This is a genomic window from Micromonospora tarapacensis (genome assembly GCF_019697375.1).
Lineage (GTDB): Bacteria > Actinomycetota > Actinomycetes > Mycobacteriales > Micromonosporaceae > Micromonospora > Micromonospora tarapacensis.
Map to the genome: position 1 here is coordinate 4,302,970 of NZ_JAHCDI010000004.1, position 16,756 is coordinate 4,319,725.

The 16,756-nt window shown below is 65.3% G+C and carries 17 protein-coding genes and 1 pseudogene; 6 read left to right on the top strand and 12 right to left on the bottom strand.

What is annotated here, in order from left to right:
• Window positions 1-19: 19 nt before the first annotated feature.
• The 5 genes and pseudogenes from KIF24_RS25515 to KIF24_RS25535 all read left to right on the top strand — a co-directional run.
• Window positions 20-946, top strand: a complete 927-nt coding sequence (locus KIF24_RS25515; RefSeq protein WP_221086200.1) for a hypothetical protein — start codon at window positions 20-22, stop codon at window positions 944-946.
• A gap of 31 nt (window positions 947-977) precedes the next feature.
• Window positions 978-2,291: an AMP-binding protein gene (locus KIF24_RS25520; RefSeq protein ID WP_221086201.1), complete on the top strand. Its 1,314-nt coding sequence runs from the start codon at window positions 978-980 to the stop codon at window positions 2,289-2,291.
• A complete protein-coding gene (locus KIF24_RS25525; protein WP_221086202.1) occupies window positions 2,288-3,022 on the top strand; it encodes an SDR family NAD(P)-dependent oxidoreductase in 735 nt (244 codons plus the stop codon). Before KIF24_RS25520 ends, KIF24_RS25525 begins: the two co-directional genes overlap by 4 nt.
• A 52-nt stretch (window positions 3,023-3,074) precedes the next feature.
• On the top strand, window positions 3,075-3,347 hold the full coding sequence (locus KIF24_RS25530; protein WP_221086203.1) for a phosphopantetheine-binding protein: 273 nt from the start codon (window positions 3,075-3,077) through the stop codon (window positions 3,345-3,347).
• A gap of 138 nt (window positions 3,348-3,485) precedes the next feature.
• Window positions 3,486-3,643 (top strand): annotated as a pseudogene (locus KIF24_RS25535) (transposase); the annotation flags it as partial.
• Between the two features lie 268 nt (window positions 3,644-3,911).
• Here KIF24_RS25535 and KIF24_RS25545 read toward each other — a convergent pair.
• The 3 genes from KIF24_RS25545 to KIF24_RS25555 all read right to left on the bottom strand — a co-directional run bounded on the left by KIF24_RS25545 (window position 3,912) and on the right by KIF24_RS25555 (window position 7,220).
• Window positions 3,912-4,616: a 3-oxoacyl-[acyl-carrier-protein] synthase III C-terminal domain-containing protein gene (locus KIF24_RS25545; RefSeq protein WP_221086204.1), complete on the bottom strand. Its 705-nt coding sequence runs from the start codon at window positions 4,614-4,616 to the stop codon at window positions 3,912-3,914.
• Window positions 4,617-5,555: 939 nt separating this feature from the next.
• Window positions 5,556-6,296 carry a dTMP kinase gene (locus KIF24_RS25550; protein ID WP_221086205.1) on the bottom strand — a complete coding sequence of 247 codons (741 nt, stop codon included), beginning with the start codon at window positions 6,294-6,296 and terminating at the stop codon, window positions 5,556-5,558.
• A 96-nt stretch (window positions 6,297-6,392) separates the two neighbouring features.
• Window positions 6,393-7,220 carry a hypothetical protein gene (locus KIF24_RS25555; protein WP_221086206.1) on the bottom strand — a complete coding sequence of 276 codons (828 nt, stop codon included), beginning with the start codon at window positions 7,218-7,220 and terminating at the stop codon, window positions 6,393-6,395.
• 109 nt (window positions 7,221-7,329) lie between these two features.
• Here KIF24_RS25555 and KIF24_RS25560 point away from each other — a divergent pair, with 109 nt between their 5' ends.
• On the top strand, window positions 7,330-8,340 hold the full coding sequence (locus KIF24_RS25560; RefSeq protein WP_230415895.1) for a phosphotransferase enzyme family protein: 1,011 nt from the start codon (window positions 7,330-7,332) through the stop codon (window positions 8,338-8,340).
• Between the two features lie 94 nt (window positions 8,341-8,434).
• Here KIF24_RS25560 and KIF24_RS25565 read toward each other — a convergent pair whose 3' ends face one another.
• From KIF24_RS25565 to KIF24_RS25605, 9 genes are all read right to left on the bottom strand, one after another.
• Window positions 8,435-8,800 (bottom strand): thioesterase family protein, encoded by a 366-nt coding sequence (locus KIF24_RS25565; RefSeq protein ID WP_221086208.1) that lies wholly within the window; start codon window positions 8,798-8,800, stop codon window positions 8,435-8,437.
• Window positions 8,801-8,905: 105 nt separating this feature from the next.
• Window positions 8,906-10,234: a preATP grasp domain-containing protein gene (locus tag KIF24_RS25570; RefSeq protein WP_221086209.1), complete on the bottom strand. Its 1,329-nt coding sequence runs from the start codon at window positions 10,232-10,234 to the stop codon at window positions 8,906-8,908.
• 12 nt (window positions 10,235-10,246) lie between these two features.
• Complete coding sequence (locus KIF24_RS25575) at window positions 10,247-11,503, bottom strand: aminotransferase class III-fold pyridoxal phosphate-dependent enzyme (RefSeq protein ID WP_331461286.1); 1,257 nt, start codon at window positions 11,501-11,503, stop codon at window positions 10,247-10,249.
• Entirely contained in the window at window positions 11,503-12,750 is a 1,248-nt protein-coding gene (locus KIF24_RS25580) for an acyl-CoA dehydrogenase family protein (RefSeq protein ID WP_331461399.1), read from the bottom strand. The genes KIF24_RS25575 and KIF24_RS25580 overlap by 1 nt, the downstream gene beginning before the upstream one ends.
• Window positions 12,693-13,685, bottom strand: coding sequence for a 3-oxoacyl-ACP synthase III family protein (locus KIF24_RS25585; protein WP_221086212.1), 993 nt, complete (start codon window positions 13,683-13,685; stop codon window positions 12,693-12,695). The genes KIF24_RS25580 and KIF24_RS25585 overlap by 58 nt, the downstream gene beginning before the upstream one ends.
• Before the next feature lie 62 nt (window positions 13,686-13,747).
• Window positions 13,748-14,734, bottom strand: a complete 987-nt coding sequence (locus tag KIF24_RS25590; protein ID WP_221086213.1) for an ATP-grasp domain-containing protein — start codon at window positions 14,732-14,734, stop codon at window positions 13,748-13,750.
• A gap of 144 nt (window positions 14,735-14,878) precedes the next feature.
• Entirely contained in the window at window positions 14,879-15,451 is a 573-nt protein-coding gene (gene folE, locus KIF24_RS25595) for a GTP cyclohydrolase I (RefSeq protein ID WP_221086214.1), read from the bottom strand.
• Window positions 15,452-16,204, bottom strand: coding sequence for a 7-carboxy-7-deazaguanine synthase QueE (locus KIF24_RS25600; RefSeq protein ID WP_221086215.1), 753 nt, complete (start codon window positions 16,202-16,204; stop codon window positions 15,452-15,454).
• On the bottom strand, window positions 16,201-16,737 hold the full coding sequence (locus KIF24_RS25605; protein WP_221086216.1) for a 6-pyruvoyl trahydropterin synthase family protein: 537 nt from the start codon (window positions 16,735-16,737) through the stop codon (window positions 16,201-16,203). Before KIF24_RS25605 ends, KIF24_RS25600 begins: the two co-directional genes overlap by 4 nt.
• Window positions 16,738-16,756: the final 19 nt, after the last annotated feature.

The window sequence follows — 16,756 nt, forward strand, 5'->3', positions numbered from 1 at the left end:
GTATTCGTTAGGAGTAATCATGACTCTGGTCGAGACGCTAGGCGTCGTCGTTCCGACTCCTCCCGAGCATCGGACGTGGATTCCTGAGGTGGAGGCCCTCGACACCCTGCGCTGCACGGGTGAGGAGCTGGAGCAGCTGGTCGCCGCCGGTCTCGTTCGCGACGGTGGCCGATATGAGAACTACGACGTATGGAATCTGGGTCTTCTCAGCGGCTCCGGGCGTAGCCGACCGGAGCGGGAGATGGTCTTCTTCGCGCGGGTCCTGAAGTCGTTCGGAGCGGACTGGGTCTCCCGGCGTCGCTACGAGATCACGGGCTGGGCCGAGTGCCCCCGGGCGGAGGACTGCCCGTCCCGTGACTGGGTCGCGCCGGCCCTGCCGGACGTGGTCTGGGAACAAGAACAGATACAGCCCGGCAGAGCGGAGTGGCGTGGGCAGGTTGTATCGAGCGGGATGCACGCCACGGTGCGGGACCCTCGGGTACGGGACGCCTGGAATCATCTGCTCGAGCAGTACCGCTTCCACTTCACGCCGGCCAGCCTCTCACCGGACATGGCCAGCACCCTGCGCCGCAGGGTCGGCGACTGCGAGGCACTGTGTCGCGTACTGCTGCGCGACCTGCTCGACCTGGGCATACCGACGGAGTTGGAGCCGGGCTACATATTCGGTGGCGCACGGCTGCGGCGCCACGCCTGGCTGCGATTCGCCGACTCCGACGGCCAGTCGAAGGTGCTCGACCCGTCCATGGCTCTGTTGGCCGAAATGTTCTTCACTCCGGAGTACAAGGAGTTCTGCTTCGGATCCAGCATCAACCGGGTGATTCGGCGGGACAGCGGCAAAGAGGCGTTCGTGACCCACCCGTGCGTGACCGGTGACAACAAGATCTACTACGAGTTCATCCTCCGGCCGATTCGTTCGGCCCAGGAGTCCGGGATTACGGCTTCCTGAGCGACGCTGACGAATGGTTTGAGGTGACATCGTGTACGAGGACAGGACGACCGCGGGCGCGCTGAGCACTGCCGCCGATCATCCGGTCATCCTCAGCGACGGATCGCCGCCACTCACCCGGCAGGCGCTGCGCAATGATGCCCTCGGACTGCGGCACCGCGTTCCCCGGGGCGCGACGGTGGCCCTCGTCGGACCGGGCTCTCGGCTGGTTGCCGCCGCCATCGTCGCGCTCGAGGGTTGGGCCGCTCGCGTCGAGCTGGTGGGCGATCTGAGTCCGGCGGTCAGCTCGCCGGACGCGGTGGTGCTCCGCAGTGACGAGATCGACGGCGTCCCGGGGCCACCCTCGACCGATGACGGTGCCTCGACCAGAGGCGAGGTCGACCAGGTGCACACCGCCTGGCGCCTGTTCTCCTCGGGGACCACGGGGCTGCCCACACCTACCGACCACAGTCTCGACTCCTTGACGCGGCGGACACGCCCGGCCGACAACCGGCTGGATCGCGGCGACCGCGAGAGCCGGCGGTGGGGGCTGCTGTACCCACCCATGCGGATGGCAGGGATCCAGGTTCTCCTGCAGGCGATTCACGGCGGGGACAGCCTGGTGGACGCCGGTACCGCTGAACTCGAAGCGCGGCTGGACCGGTTCGTCCGATCGGGGGTCGACGCACTGTCCGCGACGCCGACCATGTGGCGGATGATCCTGCGCAGCCGGGCCGGTGACCGTCTCCCGTTGCGTCAGATCACGATGGGCGGCGAGATCGCCACCCAGTCCCTGCTGAACGCGTTGCGCAATCGATTCGGCGCGCGGATCACGCACGTGTACGCCTCCACCGAGGCCGGTGCTGCCTTCTCGGTGAACGACGCCATCGAGGGCTTCCCACGGCATTACCTGGACACCCCGCCCGGCGGTGTGGCGCTCGACGTCCGAGACGGCGTTCTCTTCGTGCACGCGCCAGGAAGCAGCACGGCCGCGCCGGACGGCTTCGTCAGTACGGGGGATCTCGTCGAGCTTCGCGGCGATCGGGTGTACTTCGTGGGCCGAGCGTCGGGACTTGTGAACGTCGGCGGGGACAAGGTCTCGCCGGAAAGGGTGGAGGAGACACTGCGCCAGCATCCGGCGGTCCAGGACGCCGTGGTGGTTCCCAGGCGCAGCTCGATCACGGGATGGGTCCTCACTTCCGAGGTCGTGCTCGCGCCGTCGAATGACGGCCTTGCGCCGGGCGACCTGCGGTCGGCGCTGCGTGCCTTCGTAACCGAACAGCTGTCCCGGTCGCACGCTCCGGCGCGGATCACCGTGGTTTCCGAACTGTCGTTGTCTTCGACCGGAAAGGCCAGCAGAGCATGACCGAGCTGATGCCCCTCGACGAGCGTCCGTGCGCGGTGGTGACCGGAACCAGTAGCGGCCTGGGCCGCGCGGTCGCCAAACATCTCGAACGCGATGGATACCGGGTAGTGGGCCTCGCCCGTCGCGAGGTCAAGCCGATCGAGGTGGGTCCGAACTACGTACACCTCTGCGCCGACCTCAATGACCTGGACTCCCTACCAGGTCTGGTGAGCGAGATCGTGAAGTCATACGGTACGCCGTACGCGCTCGTGAACAATGCGGCCCGCGGCGTTGACGGACTCCTGCCCCTCATGTCGGACCGTGCGATCCGGGAAACGATGCACCTTGATCTGCTGTCACCGTTGCTCTTCACGAAATACGTCGTTCGCCAGATGATCTCGAAAGGGGAGGGGCGGATCGTCAACGTCTCCTCGATTGTGGCCTCGACGGGCTTCCGCGGATTGTCCGTCTACGCCGCCGCCAAGGCGGGACTGGAGGGGTTCACCCGTTCACTGGCACGCGACGTCGGACGACGCGGCGTCACGGTGAATGCCGTCGCACCGGGCTTTCTCGACACCGAGATGACGGATGCCCTAGGGTCGGAGAGTTTGGAGCGCATCAGGGGACGGAGTCCGATTGGTCGGTTCGCGACCCTGGACGAGGTGGCGGCCGCGGTCACCTATCTTCTCTCCCCGGCTGCAGCCGGCGTCACGGGAACGGTGATCACGATTGACGGTGGATCCACCGCATGATCCGGTGGCCGGTGTCTACGCCAATTCGATGGACAGGATGGAAGGTGGCAGCGTGGTCGAGCGGAAGCAGTTAGAGGAGGTAATCCTTCTCGAGGTCGTCGAGCTGCTCAAAGAGGAGAAGGGCGAGGACGTCGCCGTCACCCTCGAGAGCGGGCTCGTCGAGAGCGGCATGGACAGTCTCGCCTTCGCCGTCCTCGTCACGCGACTTGAGCAGTCGCTGGGGTGTGACCCGTTCCTCGCACTGGAGGACGAAGTCTTTCCTCGGACCGTTTCCGAGCTGGTCGATCTCTATGTCACCTACCAGTTGGAGAACGTGTCGTCGTAGTCGGCCGGACACCTCGGGGGGCTGGGCGCATGCGCCCAGCCCCCCGAGGTGAGCTGCTAAGGCGTGTTTCAGCAGTCGCGGTTGCCGGTGTAGATCACGGCGTGGCGGTGATCGATGTGGCGGCACGACCTCACCATTGGCCGGCCGCCGAAGTGGGACAGACGGACAGACGGCAGCTCATTGACGGGGTCTGGTGGCGGGTCCGGATTGGGTGCCCGTGGCGCGACGTCCCGGCCGAGTATGGGCCCTGGCAGACGGTCTACGGCCTGTTCCGCCGCTGGCAGCGTGACGGAACCTGAGGACGTGTCGGGCAGGCTGTCTCCCATCGGTTGTGTGGGAGGTGGTGGCCGGTGGGCAGACGGCCGGAGGTGTTCGTCCGGCAGGTGTCGATGGCCGAGGGTCAGCGGTTGCAGCGGATCACCACCATGAACAGCAGCTACCCGACTACGCAATGACCCCTGGGGTGGTACCACGCCAAAAAAGCCGGTACGCGGTCATCCAAACGGATGGCCGCCGAGGGTCGTCGCCTGTGGGTCTCGACGCAACGAGGGAAGGCGAGCAGGCTCAGGGAACGGTGACGACCTGCGCCGAGTAGCCGAGCCCGGAGCCGAACCCGGCCAACAATGCCAGGTCGCCGGGCCGGACCTGTGCGGTGGCACACAACACCTCCAGTGCCATCGGAATGGACGCCGCCGAGGTGTTGCCGTCCTCACGGATGCTGCGAGCCACGACAACGGACGCCGGCAGTTCGAGCTGGCTCGCGACGCTCTCGATTATCCGTATGTTCGCCTGATGCAGTATGAGCGCGTTGATGTCACGGGGCTCGAGGCCCGCGGCGTCCAACGCCTCACGGATGACATCCGCGAGTGCGCTGATCGCCCACCGGAACACCTCTGTCCCTGCCATCTCCAGGTAGGGCCACCGGACAGCACCCGGTGTCTTCAAGGCCGAGAAGGAGGCGCTCTGCTCGATCGCGTGCAGATGCGTGGTGTCGCTGCCCCAGATGACAGGACCGATGCCCGGCTGCTCTGAGGGTCCGATCACGACCGCGCCGGCGCCGTCGCCGAACAGGAATGCCGTGGACCGGTTTGTGATATCGACGATGTCGCTCATCCGCTCGGCGCCGGCAACCACCACATACTCCGTGTCGCCCGAGGAAACGAGACTGCTTGCCACCGCGAGGGCCTGGGAGAATCCTGCGCAGGCTCCTCCGATATCATGTGGCTGATGCCTCAGTTCCTGCGGCCGGCCGCTGGTACAGTGCGACAAAGTTATCGTCGCGAGATGACACGGCCACCAGTCATTGCCGCCTTGGCTCTGCCTTGCTCATTCAGGCTTACCATCTCAAGACAATCCTGGTGGCTACAAAACCGGCACTCGAACGATACCGACAGTAATCACCTGTCATGAATCGATATTCTTTGATCCTCGTTGCCAGCCTAGATCGTAAGAAACGCTCATTCCAGGCTCAACGAAGCGATATGATACATCATGCCATACTCAGTCTATGTTTTCGATATCATCAGTCAGTTCTTCAGTATCGTGTGATAGAGTGCGGTTAATCAGCCTCTTTGATGGCATCTTGAAGTCGAGATTTACTTCGAGATTGGCATTGCCTCTCTGATCTTGGTGTTATCCCATGGAGGTCTCGACAACTCAGTAGATCGTTGATTGTAAGCTGATTCATCATGATCAATTGGGAGTTATCATTGACCTCATGATCTTTCAGTCAGTATCATGCTCATCAGTCTGAGATCTGTAGAGTGAAATCAACTTTTTTCATTTTGCAGTCAGAGGAGTCATCAACAATCAGACTGTATTGAGTCATTGATGAGTCAATCCTCAATAATCATGATGGCGATTGAAGATTGATATTGGCAGTGGAAATAGCCATCATCATGGATGTAGTCTCTCTTTGTTTGATTGATCTGTGTGTTGAGTTGGTGATCACTCTTGCTTGTCAGTATCATTGAAAAGTAGTCAGTGGAAATCAGGTGCAGACTGAGCATTAAATCATTTATGAGTGTGTGGTAAAGTTGTGCTCTCCAGCCTCATGGCTGTTATAAACTCATCACCTCTTGCTCATTATCTGGCATATCGATTTCCCGGATCCGTCCGATCCTTCGATGGCCAGGAGACGGCCGGGTAATTCGTGGGACGGCCCGTCCAGTACGACGGGAGTCCAATCCTCGCTACGGTCGGTGTTACTCATTGCTGCTCCCCGGCGCTCGTGACTCTCCTGGCATCGCAGGTCCGGGAAGGCAGCGCACCGATGGTGGTGAGGCGCTCCCGGACAGCTCTCACGGAATACTCAAGGCCGTTATCCGTTCGAACCGACACGCCGTCGTTCATTGCCGCGAATTCACGAAAGAGCTTCGCTCTCATAGACATACCTTCGAGATCGACTGACTCCGCCTCGGCTTCCCCACGGTCCCGCAGCCGATCGGCGGCAACGTCCACTGGAACATCGGTGAAAAGATAGCAGTCCGGCCGGGGAAAATGCCCGGCGCACTCCCAAACGGTACGCCGTTCGGCGGCCGAGTGCGGCGTCAATAGGAACTCCACCAGCGTCGTGAAAAGGTATCGATCGATAATCACCATGCGCCCCGCCTGAAGATGACCCCTCACCTGTTTGTGCAGCGTGAGCAGGCGGTCTCCCATAAGGACGAGCGTCAGCCCGAACGGGTCGACGAAGCCACGGTCCAGACTCCCCTGTCGATCCCTGTCGAACTCGCGGAACAGCGCCGTGTCCTTCAACTTTCTAGACGGGAACTTGAAGCGCCGCACCACCACCGAGCGGCGCCTCGCCTCCGCCGCGATGCACCGGATCAACGTCGTCTTTCCGCTGGCATCGATGCCTGAAACGGCGATGAGCTTCCCAGGCCAGGCATGACGTCGCATAGGGATGCGGAAACCCAGATCACCGTAGCCACTGTCAGGGTGATTCATCCAGTGTCCTCTTTCGCCGGCCGACACGCCGGGTCGGGGATGTTCCGAACCCGGCGTGCTCGCACACTTCCGATCCCGAAGCGCCGTCGAAACGGCTCAGGGAATGTCCACCTCGATCGCCGCCGTCCTCGAAAAGGTCAGCACCGCCATGTCCTTCACGAAGGTGGTCTCGCTGGGCTCAAGAAACTCCCGCGCATCGTCGACACGAGCCGTCGTCGTGCCCGTCAGGGCAGCGTGGGGGTTCTTCCCCAGCCGAACACCGTGCGCGAGGTTGTGCGGATAGCTGAGGACGAGTGCGGCACCCTCGTACTCGTCGGGCGCAAACGTGACGTCGTGGTCGCGGTCCCGCAGCTCATCGGTAGGAAGGTCGGAGAAGTGAGCGCCGAATTCCGCCCCCTCGATGTTCTGCGTCCGCACCGTGGGGTAGAAAATCACACTGCCCACCGGCTCCTGCGGGGAGGCGATGTCCCGGTGGAGGAATCCTTCGTAGACCTGCCCAGCACGCGCGACCACCCGGAAGAGGAACAGTGTCACGATTAGGTGTTGCTCGTCGAATTCCTTCGGGATCGCCAGCTGCGCCGCAAGGCGCACGATGCCGTCGAGGTGGGCGAACGCCGGCACCTCGGTCGCGTCGGGAAGTTCCATTCCCGGTTCTCCACGAGGCTGGAACCTGGTCTCGGACAATGAGAAGGACGACTTGACGGCACCAGCGGCCAGCGCCCGAGTCTCGCCGCGCCCCAAGCAAGCGCGCTGGTAGTTGTCCCAGGCTCGACGCCGCGTGGCGACTTGTTCGGTCGGTGTCGTTCGAAGGCGGTCGGTGATACCGGAGAACACATCCTGGAGGTGACCGATCGCGGAACTGACCGATGCCTCCCTCACCAGCCGCGCCATCGACTCCGATCGCTCTGTCTCGGACTCAGCCATTGCACACTCCTTCGAAGTGGTTTTGCATTCGTGCCGGGGGAGGTAGTTTAGGCATGCGAATCTCACTCATCGACCCGAGATCGGCATAGTAGCGCGGGAGCATTTCGTCATGACGTTGATTCGACGCCCAATCCGACCACCTTACGATGGAGCACCGTTCCCGACCGCGACACTGGTTCAGGCGTCGGCGGTCATCGACCGGTACCAGCTTGACATAGATCCGCGGAAGACAAAGCGGGTCAATTCATCGGGCAATGTGCATTCGGTGTACCGGCTCGGCGACAAGTATATCCTGAAAATACCGCGAGACCATCCGCGCGCGATCGGAGAAACACTCACCGCGTCAGTCGCAGTGCCGGCCGCCACTTCCGCTGGCGTCCGGACCGGATCACTCGTCGCGTTCGACGACAGCCTGGAGATATTCAGCGTCCCGTTCTCGGTCTTCGAGTACGTGCGCGGCGAATCGGTGACCCCGTCCGCGCGGCTCCTGCCGTCCGACGCGGCCGTCTGGCACGATGTCGGGCGCGAACTCGCGACACTCCACAACACCGTAGGTCACGTGGACGATCCGAACGGCTGGCTCGAGGAGTGGACCCGCCCGCTCGACCACGCCGCAATCCTGACAGGACTCGTCGAAGCCGGCGTGCTGGCCTCGCACTCGGCCGAGTGGTTCGACGAATTGTTGAACGCCCTGAAGCCCTCGGTCAGCGGCGCGAACCGGTATCGCCGATTCGTGCACGGCGACCTCAAGCCGGGGAACGTCGTGCGGTGCGACGGCCGACTTTCCGCGCTGATCGACTGGGATGACGCGGGTTGGTTCGATCCGGCGATCGATTTCGCGCAGATACCCCTGCAACTGGTCGACGTCACTCTCGCCGGTTACCGGGCCGTCGCTCCGCTGGACGGCGACGACACGGCCGAGCAGCGAATCCTCTGGGACCACGTGATGACCGCGCTGACGGAGCTGTGGCGGCTTCGTATCGACATGGCCAAGGTCTACCACCCATGCCCCGGCGACGGGCTCGTCGAGGTGCTCGCCCTCGCCGTCGACGGCACGTCGTCACTGCTCCAGCACTTCCCGGTCCGCCGAGGCCTGGCCAAGCCGGCGGCGCGGGGCTGACCGTGCTCCGCCGCCAGAACCCGTACCTCGGCGCTCGTCGGTGACGGCTTTCGCCGTACCGCGAGCGGCCGAGGTGCGGAGCGCCATGGGGGTCTCAGGCGGATATGCGGGCTTGGAACCGTTCGGCGTCGACCACGGCGCGCTGGTGAACGCCGTCGCAGAGCACACTGCCGTCGACGCTCCTGACGGCGAAGTCGAATCGAGGCTGCGCGACGTCGCCGGCAGCGGTCGCCTCGATGACCACGACCTCGCCGACCCGGGCGGGGGCGCGGTGGTTCATGACGACCTGCACGCCGACCGTCATCTCGCCGGGCGCCAGCTGCGGTTGAAGGAGATCGGCGCACAGGCGCTCCACGTGGCCGAGGATGGCTGGTGTCGACAGCACTTCGACACCGGGGTTCCCCCAGCGCGAAGCGGAGTCCTCCGGGCTGACGGTAATGCGGCGTTCATTGCTGATCACGGATTTCTCCTGACATGCAGAGGCACCCCCAACGGCAGCTGAGCACAGCAGACCGGGGAGCCATGGATTGTGGTCCGACGTTCGCTCAGCTGTCCGCGGATGTTGTCAGCGCGACGTCGGCAGCAGGTGGAGCCGCCGCTCGTAGTCATCGGCTGTGGCGACGTCGATTCCAACTGCGCAGTACTCGACCGCCCCGGACTGGGCGGTGTGATCGCAGGTGAGGATGACGCCTTCGCCACGCTCGGGGTCGAACGCCAAGCCGGCCCGCTCTAGCGCCGCCACGGCACTCGTGAACGAATCCACCTTCAGGTGGTTGTTGCTGATGAGGTGCCGGCGTCGCAGGTAGTCGTCGCCCAAGAGCGTCCGGCCGATCCAGTGGAGATGGGTGGAGCCGCCGAGGCGACCGTTGAACTCGTTGAGGACGACGGTCTTGCCGTCGTCGGCCGCCAGTCCATCGATGTTGATGAGCCCGCGATAGCCCATCGCGTGCACGACGCCGGCGAGTTCGAGCGCGTATCGGGAGAACTCGGCGTCGCACTCCTTGGAGATCGAACTCGGGGGTATCAGGAGTCCGTCGAAAATGGGCGCCATCCGCATCTCCGCCGTGTGGCGCATGACCGGGGACCCACCGGTCAAGTTCACCTCGCACCCCAAGGAGATCGAGTCCCTTAGGTAGTGCTCGACGACGACGGGATCGCGGCCGTTCGAGCTGAAGCGCGGCCACTGCTCGGCTAGTCGCCTCTCGACGGCGTGGCGGTCCGCTACGACGGTGAGCGCAGCGGCTCCCAACTGCACGGTGTCCGCCGATGGCGTGAGGATCTCGTTGCCATGACCGCTTTCGTGCGCGTCCTGTTTGACGATCACGGACCGCCCCGCCTCGATGAACGAGACGACGAAGTCGGTGGCATCGCTCACCGACCTGGTCACCAAGCCCTCGGCGATGGGGACGCCGGCTCCCCCGGAGAGTGCCCGGAACACTGACTTCCGGTTGAGCAGCTCGGCACCGCCGGCCGCGCAGAACGCGACACTCGCGTCGTGCGACCCGATTCCGACATCGCGAGAAAGCGACGCGATGATCTGGTCGTAGCAGTAGGGGACGATGCAATCGAGTCCTCGGCCGGCGACCATCGCTCGCAACTCGTCGACGAACCGGGCCCCGCGAAGCCGGTCCGCCGTCAGCACGTCGTCGCCGAACCGCCCCGGCGGTGGAACGACGACGTCTGCCGCGGTGACCGGCACACCTTTCAGCCGGGAGGCGTAGGCGAGGAACTCGTCGCTGATGGGCTGTGGACTGACGAGGAGGTCGCCGGGCTCCATCGACCAGACCAACCGACAGGACAGGTTGCCGCCGATCCGGCGGTCCAGGGGGTCGAGCTGGCTGAGGTCGCCGACAAGGGCCTCGTTGAACGAGTTCCCGATGTACAGGGTAGTCATCGTCACCTCTCCTCAGACGCGCTCTGCTGCGAACGACTCGGACACCGCGCGGGTAAAGCGTGCGATCAGCATCTCGACCTCTCGGTCACGGATCGTCAGCGGTGGGCACACCATCACCGACTGCGTACGCGCGTCGACGCCCGAGGGGTACACCAGGAGTCCGTTCCGCAGCGCGGCATCGACGATCCGGCGGTTCAACGGCGTGGTCGCGAACTCGACCGAGTCCTGCTCGATCCCCATGCCGAGGAGCAGACCTCGTCCACGCGGCGGTCGGAGGAGGGGCACCGACTGTGCGATCAGTGCCAGCTCTCGCCGAAGGTAGGCGCCCACCTCCCGCGCTCGCGAGACGAGCCGGTGGTCGCGCGTGTACGTGAGCACCGCGAGCGCCGCCGCGGCGGCCAGCGGGTTGCCGCTCATCGTGTGGCCCATCGACACCTCCGCCGCCGGGACACCGGGCAGCACGTGTTCCCCCACGATGCAAGCGCCGATCGGCAGGTAGCCGCCGCTGAGGCCTTTCCCGGTGACCAAGAGGTCCGGCATGATCCCGGACTTCGAGACACCGAACCATTCACCGAGCCGGCCGAATCCGCTCATCACCTCATCCGCGATCAGCAGAGCTCCGGCGCTGTCACAGAACTCACGGATCCCGCGGAGCGTCCGGACCTCCGTCTCCGCCCCTCCGCTGGCCGCCCCGCCGACCGGCTCGAGGACGACGGCGGCCACGCGTGCGGGATCCACCCGTTCGAGGACGGACATCCAGTCCTCAAGCGACGGCAGGATCTCGGCGTCGTGCGAGGATGACACCTGCTCCAGCCTCGCCGCACCGCCGAGCAGAGCATCGACGTTGCGGCGGCGAGGCGGATGTCCGGACACCGCGAGCGCGCCGGCGGTCATGCCGTGATAGCTCGGCCGCTGCGAGACGATGATGTCTCGCCCGGTCCCTGCGTGGTGGTGCAGGGCGAGCCGGAGTGCGGTCTCCATCGTCTCGGATCCGGAATTGTTGTAGACGACCTCCCTGTATCCGGGGCCGGCGATCGACAGGACCATGGCGGACAGGTCTTCGACGGGCTGACTGCGGAACTGGCTGCGATGGGCGAACGTCACGAGCTGCGACTGCCTCGAGATCGCCTCGAGCACCTCGGGCACGCCGTGACCGATGTTCACGCAGATCGTGCCCGAGCACCCGTCGACGTACTCCCGGCCGTCGGCGTCGACGATCATGACCCCCTTCGCACGAGCCACCATAGGCAGTGCGGATGCTCCCGTCATTACGTCCCCGACCCACTGGAACCTCGTGCGAGCTCGCCGGACCGGTACGCACGCCGCACGTGGTTGAAGATGTTCTTCTTCTGCATCTCGTCCGTCCCGGCGGCGATCTTGAAAGCCACCGAGTCGCGCAGGTTGCGCTCCACCGCGCTGCCGGATTCGTAGCCCGAGTGGCCGAACGCCTGGACCAGGTCGAGACCCGAGCCGACGAGACCGGTCGAGGCGAACAGCTTCGTCACCGAGGCACTGAGGCTGTATCCATCGTGCCAGCCGTCCAACTGGCCGAACGACCGGTAGGCCAGTGCGCGGGACCCCTCGACGGCCATAGCAAGCGACACGACCTTCTCCTGCATGTACTGATGCCCGCTCAGCGGCGCGCCGAACGCGCGCCGCGTCTCGAGCTGCCGGACCAACGGCTCGAGCTGCGCCTCCAGGGAACTCCCGACGATGATCCCGAACAGAATCCTGTCGTACGCCAAGGTGCTGTAGAGGCGCTTCAGGCCCTCACCGACGCCGCCGATCACCGCATCGGCATCGACGTGCACGTCGCGGAACGTGATCGGTCCGGTGGGACTCGTCCGGAGTCCCAGGAGATCCTCACCGGGTCCGATCTCGACCCCGTCGACGTTGGTGCGTGTCACGAACAGGCTGAGTTCGAAGGCCCCGGACTCGGTGTCGGTGCGAACCGCCACCATGACGACATCCGCGACAGGCGCGTTCGTGATGTGCGCCTTGCCGCCGTTGAGGATGAAGCCGCCGTCGGCCGCGGGGACCGCCCGGGTCGAGATCCCCCGGACGTCGGACCCACCGGACTCCTCGGTGGACCCCGTGGCCGCGATTTCTCCGGATGTCAGGCCCGGCAGCCAGGTTTGCTGTTGCTCCGAGGTGCCGGCGGTCACCAGCAGCCGGATCAGGCCGCTCTGCGACGCGACGGACATGAGGAAACCGAGATCACGCGCACCGAGCGACAGGCCCTCCATCGCTGCCAGCCAGTCCCAGCTGTCCTGGCCGGCACCTCCAATCTCTGCCGGCACCTGCAACTGCCAGAAGTCGGTGGCCGCCAGCTCCTTCCAGATCCCCCGATCGAAGGATCCGTCTCGATCGCGGGCATCGGTTCCCACCGCAACCAGATCGGTGGCGATCTCATGGAACCGCCCCCGGATCTCCAGCTGACGCTTGTTCCAAGTTATGTTCACGGCTCCTCCACTCTGGCACCCGGGTTCGACCAGCTGATCAGGGTGCCTCCCCACGACATCCCGGCGCCGAAGGCCGCGAGCAGTACCAAAGACCCCTGTCGCAGCCGGCCGTCCTGCACCGCCGCGTCGATCCCGAGTGGCACCGACGCTCCGACGGTGTTGCCGAACACCTCGCCGGTATTCACATTCCGGTCCCCGGCGAAACCCGCTTCCTCGGCGCAACGCGCCACGAGTTTGGGATTCGCCTGGTGACAGATCAGATAGTCGACGTCCGCCACGGTGACGCCCGCCATCTGCGTCACCGTGTTCACCAGCTTCGGCAGGTTCTCGAGCAGCAACTCGGAGATCTCCCGGCCGCGCATTCTGAAGAGATGGCCTGCGGTGTCGGGGGCCCGGCCCGGCAGCGGAGGTGAGAAGCCGCCCACGGCGTAATCGCCCAGCGAGCCATCCGTCGCAAGGGCCGTCGCCATGAATCCGCCCTCCTTGACCGGGCCAAGCACCACTGCCCCCGCCCCGTCTCCGAAGAGCGGCCAGGTCTGACGATCGAGCGGGTCCGTCATCCGCGACCAGACGTCGCAGCCGATGACCAGAACGAACGGCCGCTCGACGTCCACTCCGACCAGTGGCCGTGCGACCTCCAGCGCGAAGATGAACCCCGCGCACGCCGCGTTGAGGTCGAACGCGAAGGCCTGCGTCGCGCCGAGGCGGTCCTGGACCCGGGCGGCGACCGCCGGGACCGGCGGGTCGGGGCTGACCGTGGCCACGATGACGGTGCGGACCTCGCCGGGGCTGACACCGGCGGCGCGGAGGGCCTCCCGGCCCGCCCCGACGGCCAGGTCGGTGAGCGATGTCTCGGCGGGAGCCCGGCGCCGTTCGCGGATCCCCGTCGCACGCTGGGTCCATCCGGGCCTGGCATCGAGCGCCCGATCCATCTCGTCGCAGGTCACAACGGTGCTCGGCAGGCACGAGCCAGTGCCGATGATCCCCATCGGCGACTCCGCCGCAGCGTGGCCTCCGCGCCCCTGCGGCCGGTTCTTCGCCCCGTGGCTCATCATCGCCGCCCCCATGCCGAGGTCACGCTGACGCGACCTTGGGCGTTTGCCTGGGCTTCCGCGAACTCCACGACGTGAACGTTGGGCACACGTGCCAGCTCCGGAGTCCATGCTGCCCAGCCCGGCACCGGGTTCACCTCGATCACCGTCAGGCCGGCCTCGCTCATGATGATGTCGACGCCGGCCGTCGTCAGGTCAGTCGCCTTCGTAGCCAGCAGGGCCAGGGACACGAGCTCCTCCGACGGCTCGACGAAGGCGGAGCTCACCGGGTCGTCGGCGAGGTCACCGGAGAACGGCTTCCAGTCGTCGTCGGCGGTGTCGAACCGCGTGCAGCTGGAGACCTTCGATCCGATGACGAGCACTCGGTAGTCACCCCTGTGCTCCAGGTAAGGCTGGCAGAGGAGCGTGCCGTGCCGTTCGAGGAGTGTGTCGATGAGCTCCAGGGCCGAGGTGGTCGGGCCGTCGAGGAGGCGCTCGACGTCGAGCCCGCGGTAGCCCAGAGCCGGCTTGACCACCACCTGGCTCCACACATCAAGCGCCGCGCGCACGTCGGCGGCACTGCGGCACTCCTTGGTCGGCGGGACGGGGATGCCGTGCAGCGTGAGCTGCTGGAGCATGGCCCGCTTGCTCGCCGCTCTGATGTGCACGTCCAGCGGATCGAGGACGATCACACCCGGTTCGCCATTTAGCGACAGAAGCTGCTGGATCTTCTCCGTCCAGGGCGGCGTGCTGAGGTCGCACCGGCAGAGGATGACGTCGAACTCCGACAACGGGGTCCCCTGGACGGTCGCTACCGCACCCGCGGGACCGGGATCACAGCGTACGTCGTCGAGCTCGAACACCAGCGCGCTGTGCCCGCGTTCCCTGGCGACGTCCGCGATCCCAATCGCTTCCGGCTCCGCCTTCTCCCACGCGAGAATCCCGAGTTTCACGCTGCCCACCAGAACGTGGGCGCATTGGTGGAAGTGGTCATCGATGTTCTCCATTCGTAGATGACTTTCGCCAATCGCAGGACCGATTCAATGTGTGCAACTAGGAATTTCCTCCGTCACACAGCCCAGTTTGGACAGACCGGCCTGACAATGACGTCGATCGATGCCACTCCGCCGAAGTCGCGCCGGCTCGAATGTTCAGACGCTCCGGGCAGCGTGCTCCGTGAGAATCGCTTGAAGATCCGCGTGCCCCGGCTTCCACTCGCCGGCAGCCGCCTGCGTCGTCGTCAGCACGCCGCGTTCCAGGACACCCCGCGTGCTGATGCAGCCGTGCTCCGCCGTGATGATGCACGCGGCGCCGACCGGGTCGAGCTTCTGGCGTATCGCTTCCACCACCTGATAGCCGATGTGCTCCTGGACCTGCAGCCGCCGCGCATACCCGTGGAGCACCCGGGCGAGCTTCGACAGGCCGACGATGGGTGCTCCCGGCCGCGGGCGGTACGCGACCGTCGCCGTGCCGGTGATCGGCAGCAGATGGTGCGCGCAGGTGGATGTCAAGCGGATCCCGCTGAGCACGACGAGGCCGGGATCCGACGGTCCGGTGAACGTCGCGTCCAGGTGGATGACCGGATCGCTGTCGTATCCGGCGAGACACTCGGCCCATGCTTCGGCGACGCGTCGGGGTGTGTCGTACGTATGCGAGTCGCGCTCCACACCGAGCGCGAGCAGGAGGTCGGAAACACTCGACGCGACCTTTTCGATGTCAATCATTCAATGACCTCTACGATCTTGCCAGGCGAGAATGTGCAGCCGATGGGTAGCGTTGATGCCGGCATGCGCGGCTGCGTCTGCGATCGCGCGCCAGCGGCCGTTCAGCTCTTGCGCGGTCGTCCCCTCCGGCATTACCCAGACTTGGTCGAGGGGCCAACCGGTGGTGCGAGCGATGTCGACGGCACCCGCGACATCTTCGGTCGAAGCGCACACCACCTTCAGGTGCGCATGGCCGGATTCCGCGACCTCGGCCCACCCGGTGCGTAGTGCCGGATCGATGTTGCCGCGATGAACACCCGCATTCGCGAGTTTCGGTGACACCACGAATGTCTCGACGAAGCCTCGAGTGGTCGCGTTCGGTACGATCGTTCCGTTGGTCTCGACGTGCAGCGTGCAACCGCGCGCTCTCAGCCCGGTGCACAATGCGCGCCATGCAGGTCGGTTCTGGTGGAGCAGTGGCTCTCCACCGGTGACGACCACAAGCGACGACGAGGCGATCCGGGCGAGAACCTCTTCCACGGGTGTCATCGGGATCTCACGCCGCAGGTCGAAGCGCTGTGCGTCCCAGGTGTACGGCGAGTCGCACCAGGAACACGAGAGATTGCAGCCGCCGAGCCGGACGAACCAGGCACTCCGGCCGGCAGACGGGCCCTCGCCTTGGATGGTTGGCCCGAACACCTCGGAGACCGGCAGTGCCGGCATGCCGCCGTCGCCGGACTCGAGCAGATCCAGGTCGGCCTCGTCGGTCTTCACCAAGAGACCTCAGCCGCATTGACATGGGTTTCCCGCACCACGACCCGGGACACGCGCACACCTGGCCACCTCCGCGATCGGAGGTATCCGGCCGTGACCCGGCCGAGAAGCTCAGCGACGTTTTCCACCGTCGGCCAGCTGAGACCGAACGAGGGATCCGCTTCGCCGAACACGAATACCTTGGAGTCCGCCGCCTTCAGCGCCGGCACTAGCTCGTCCTCGCTGCCCAGCATGGCCCCGTGATCGAGATTGCCGTCGATCCACTGCCGCAGATAGCTCTTCAAGTCCTGGAACTCCACGACTATGCCGTCGGTTCCGGCCTCGCCCGCGACGGTTGCCTCCACCCACCAGGAGTGACCGTGGAGGTTGTGGCATTTTCCGCCCAGCTGCGGCAGACGATGCGCGGACTCGAAGTTGTGCCGAACGGTGATAGCGGTGGTCGCTGCCGTCTGCCGGATTTCACTGCGGCCGACCTCTTGTTCTTCCTCGCACCATGTCGCGTCGCGTGCGAGTTCATCGTTTCTCCCAGCCATCAAGCCCTCCTCCAATTCG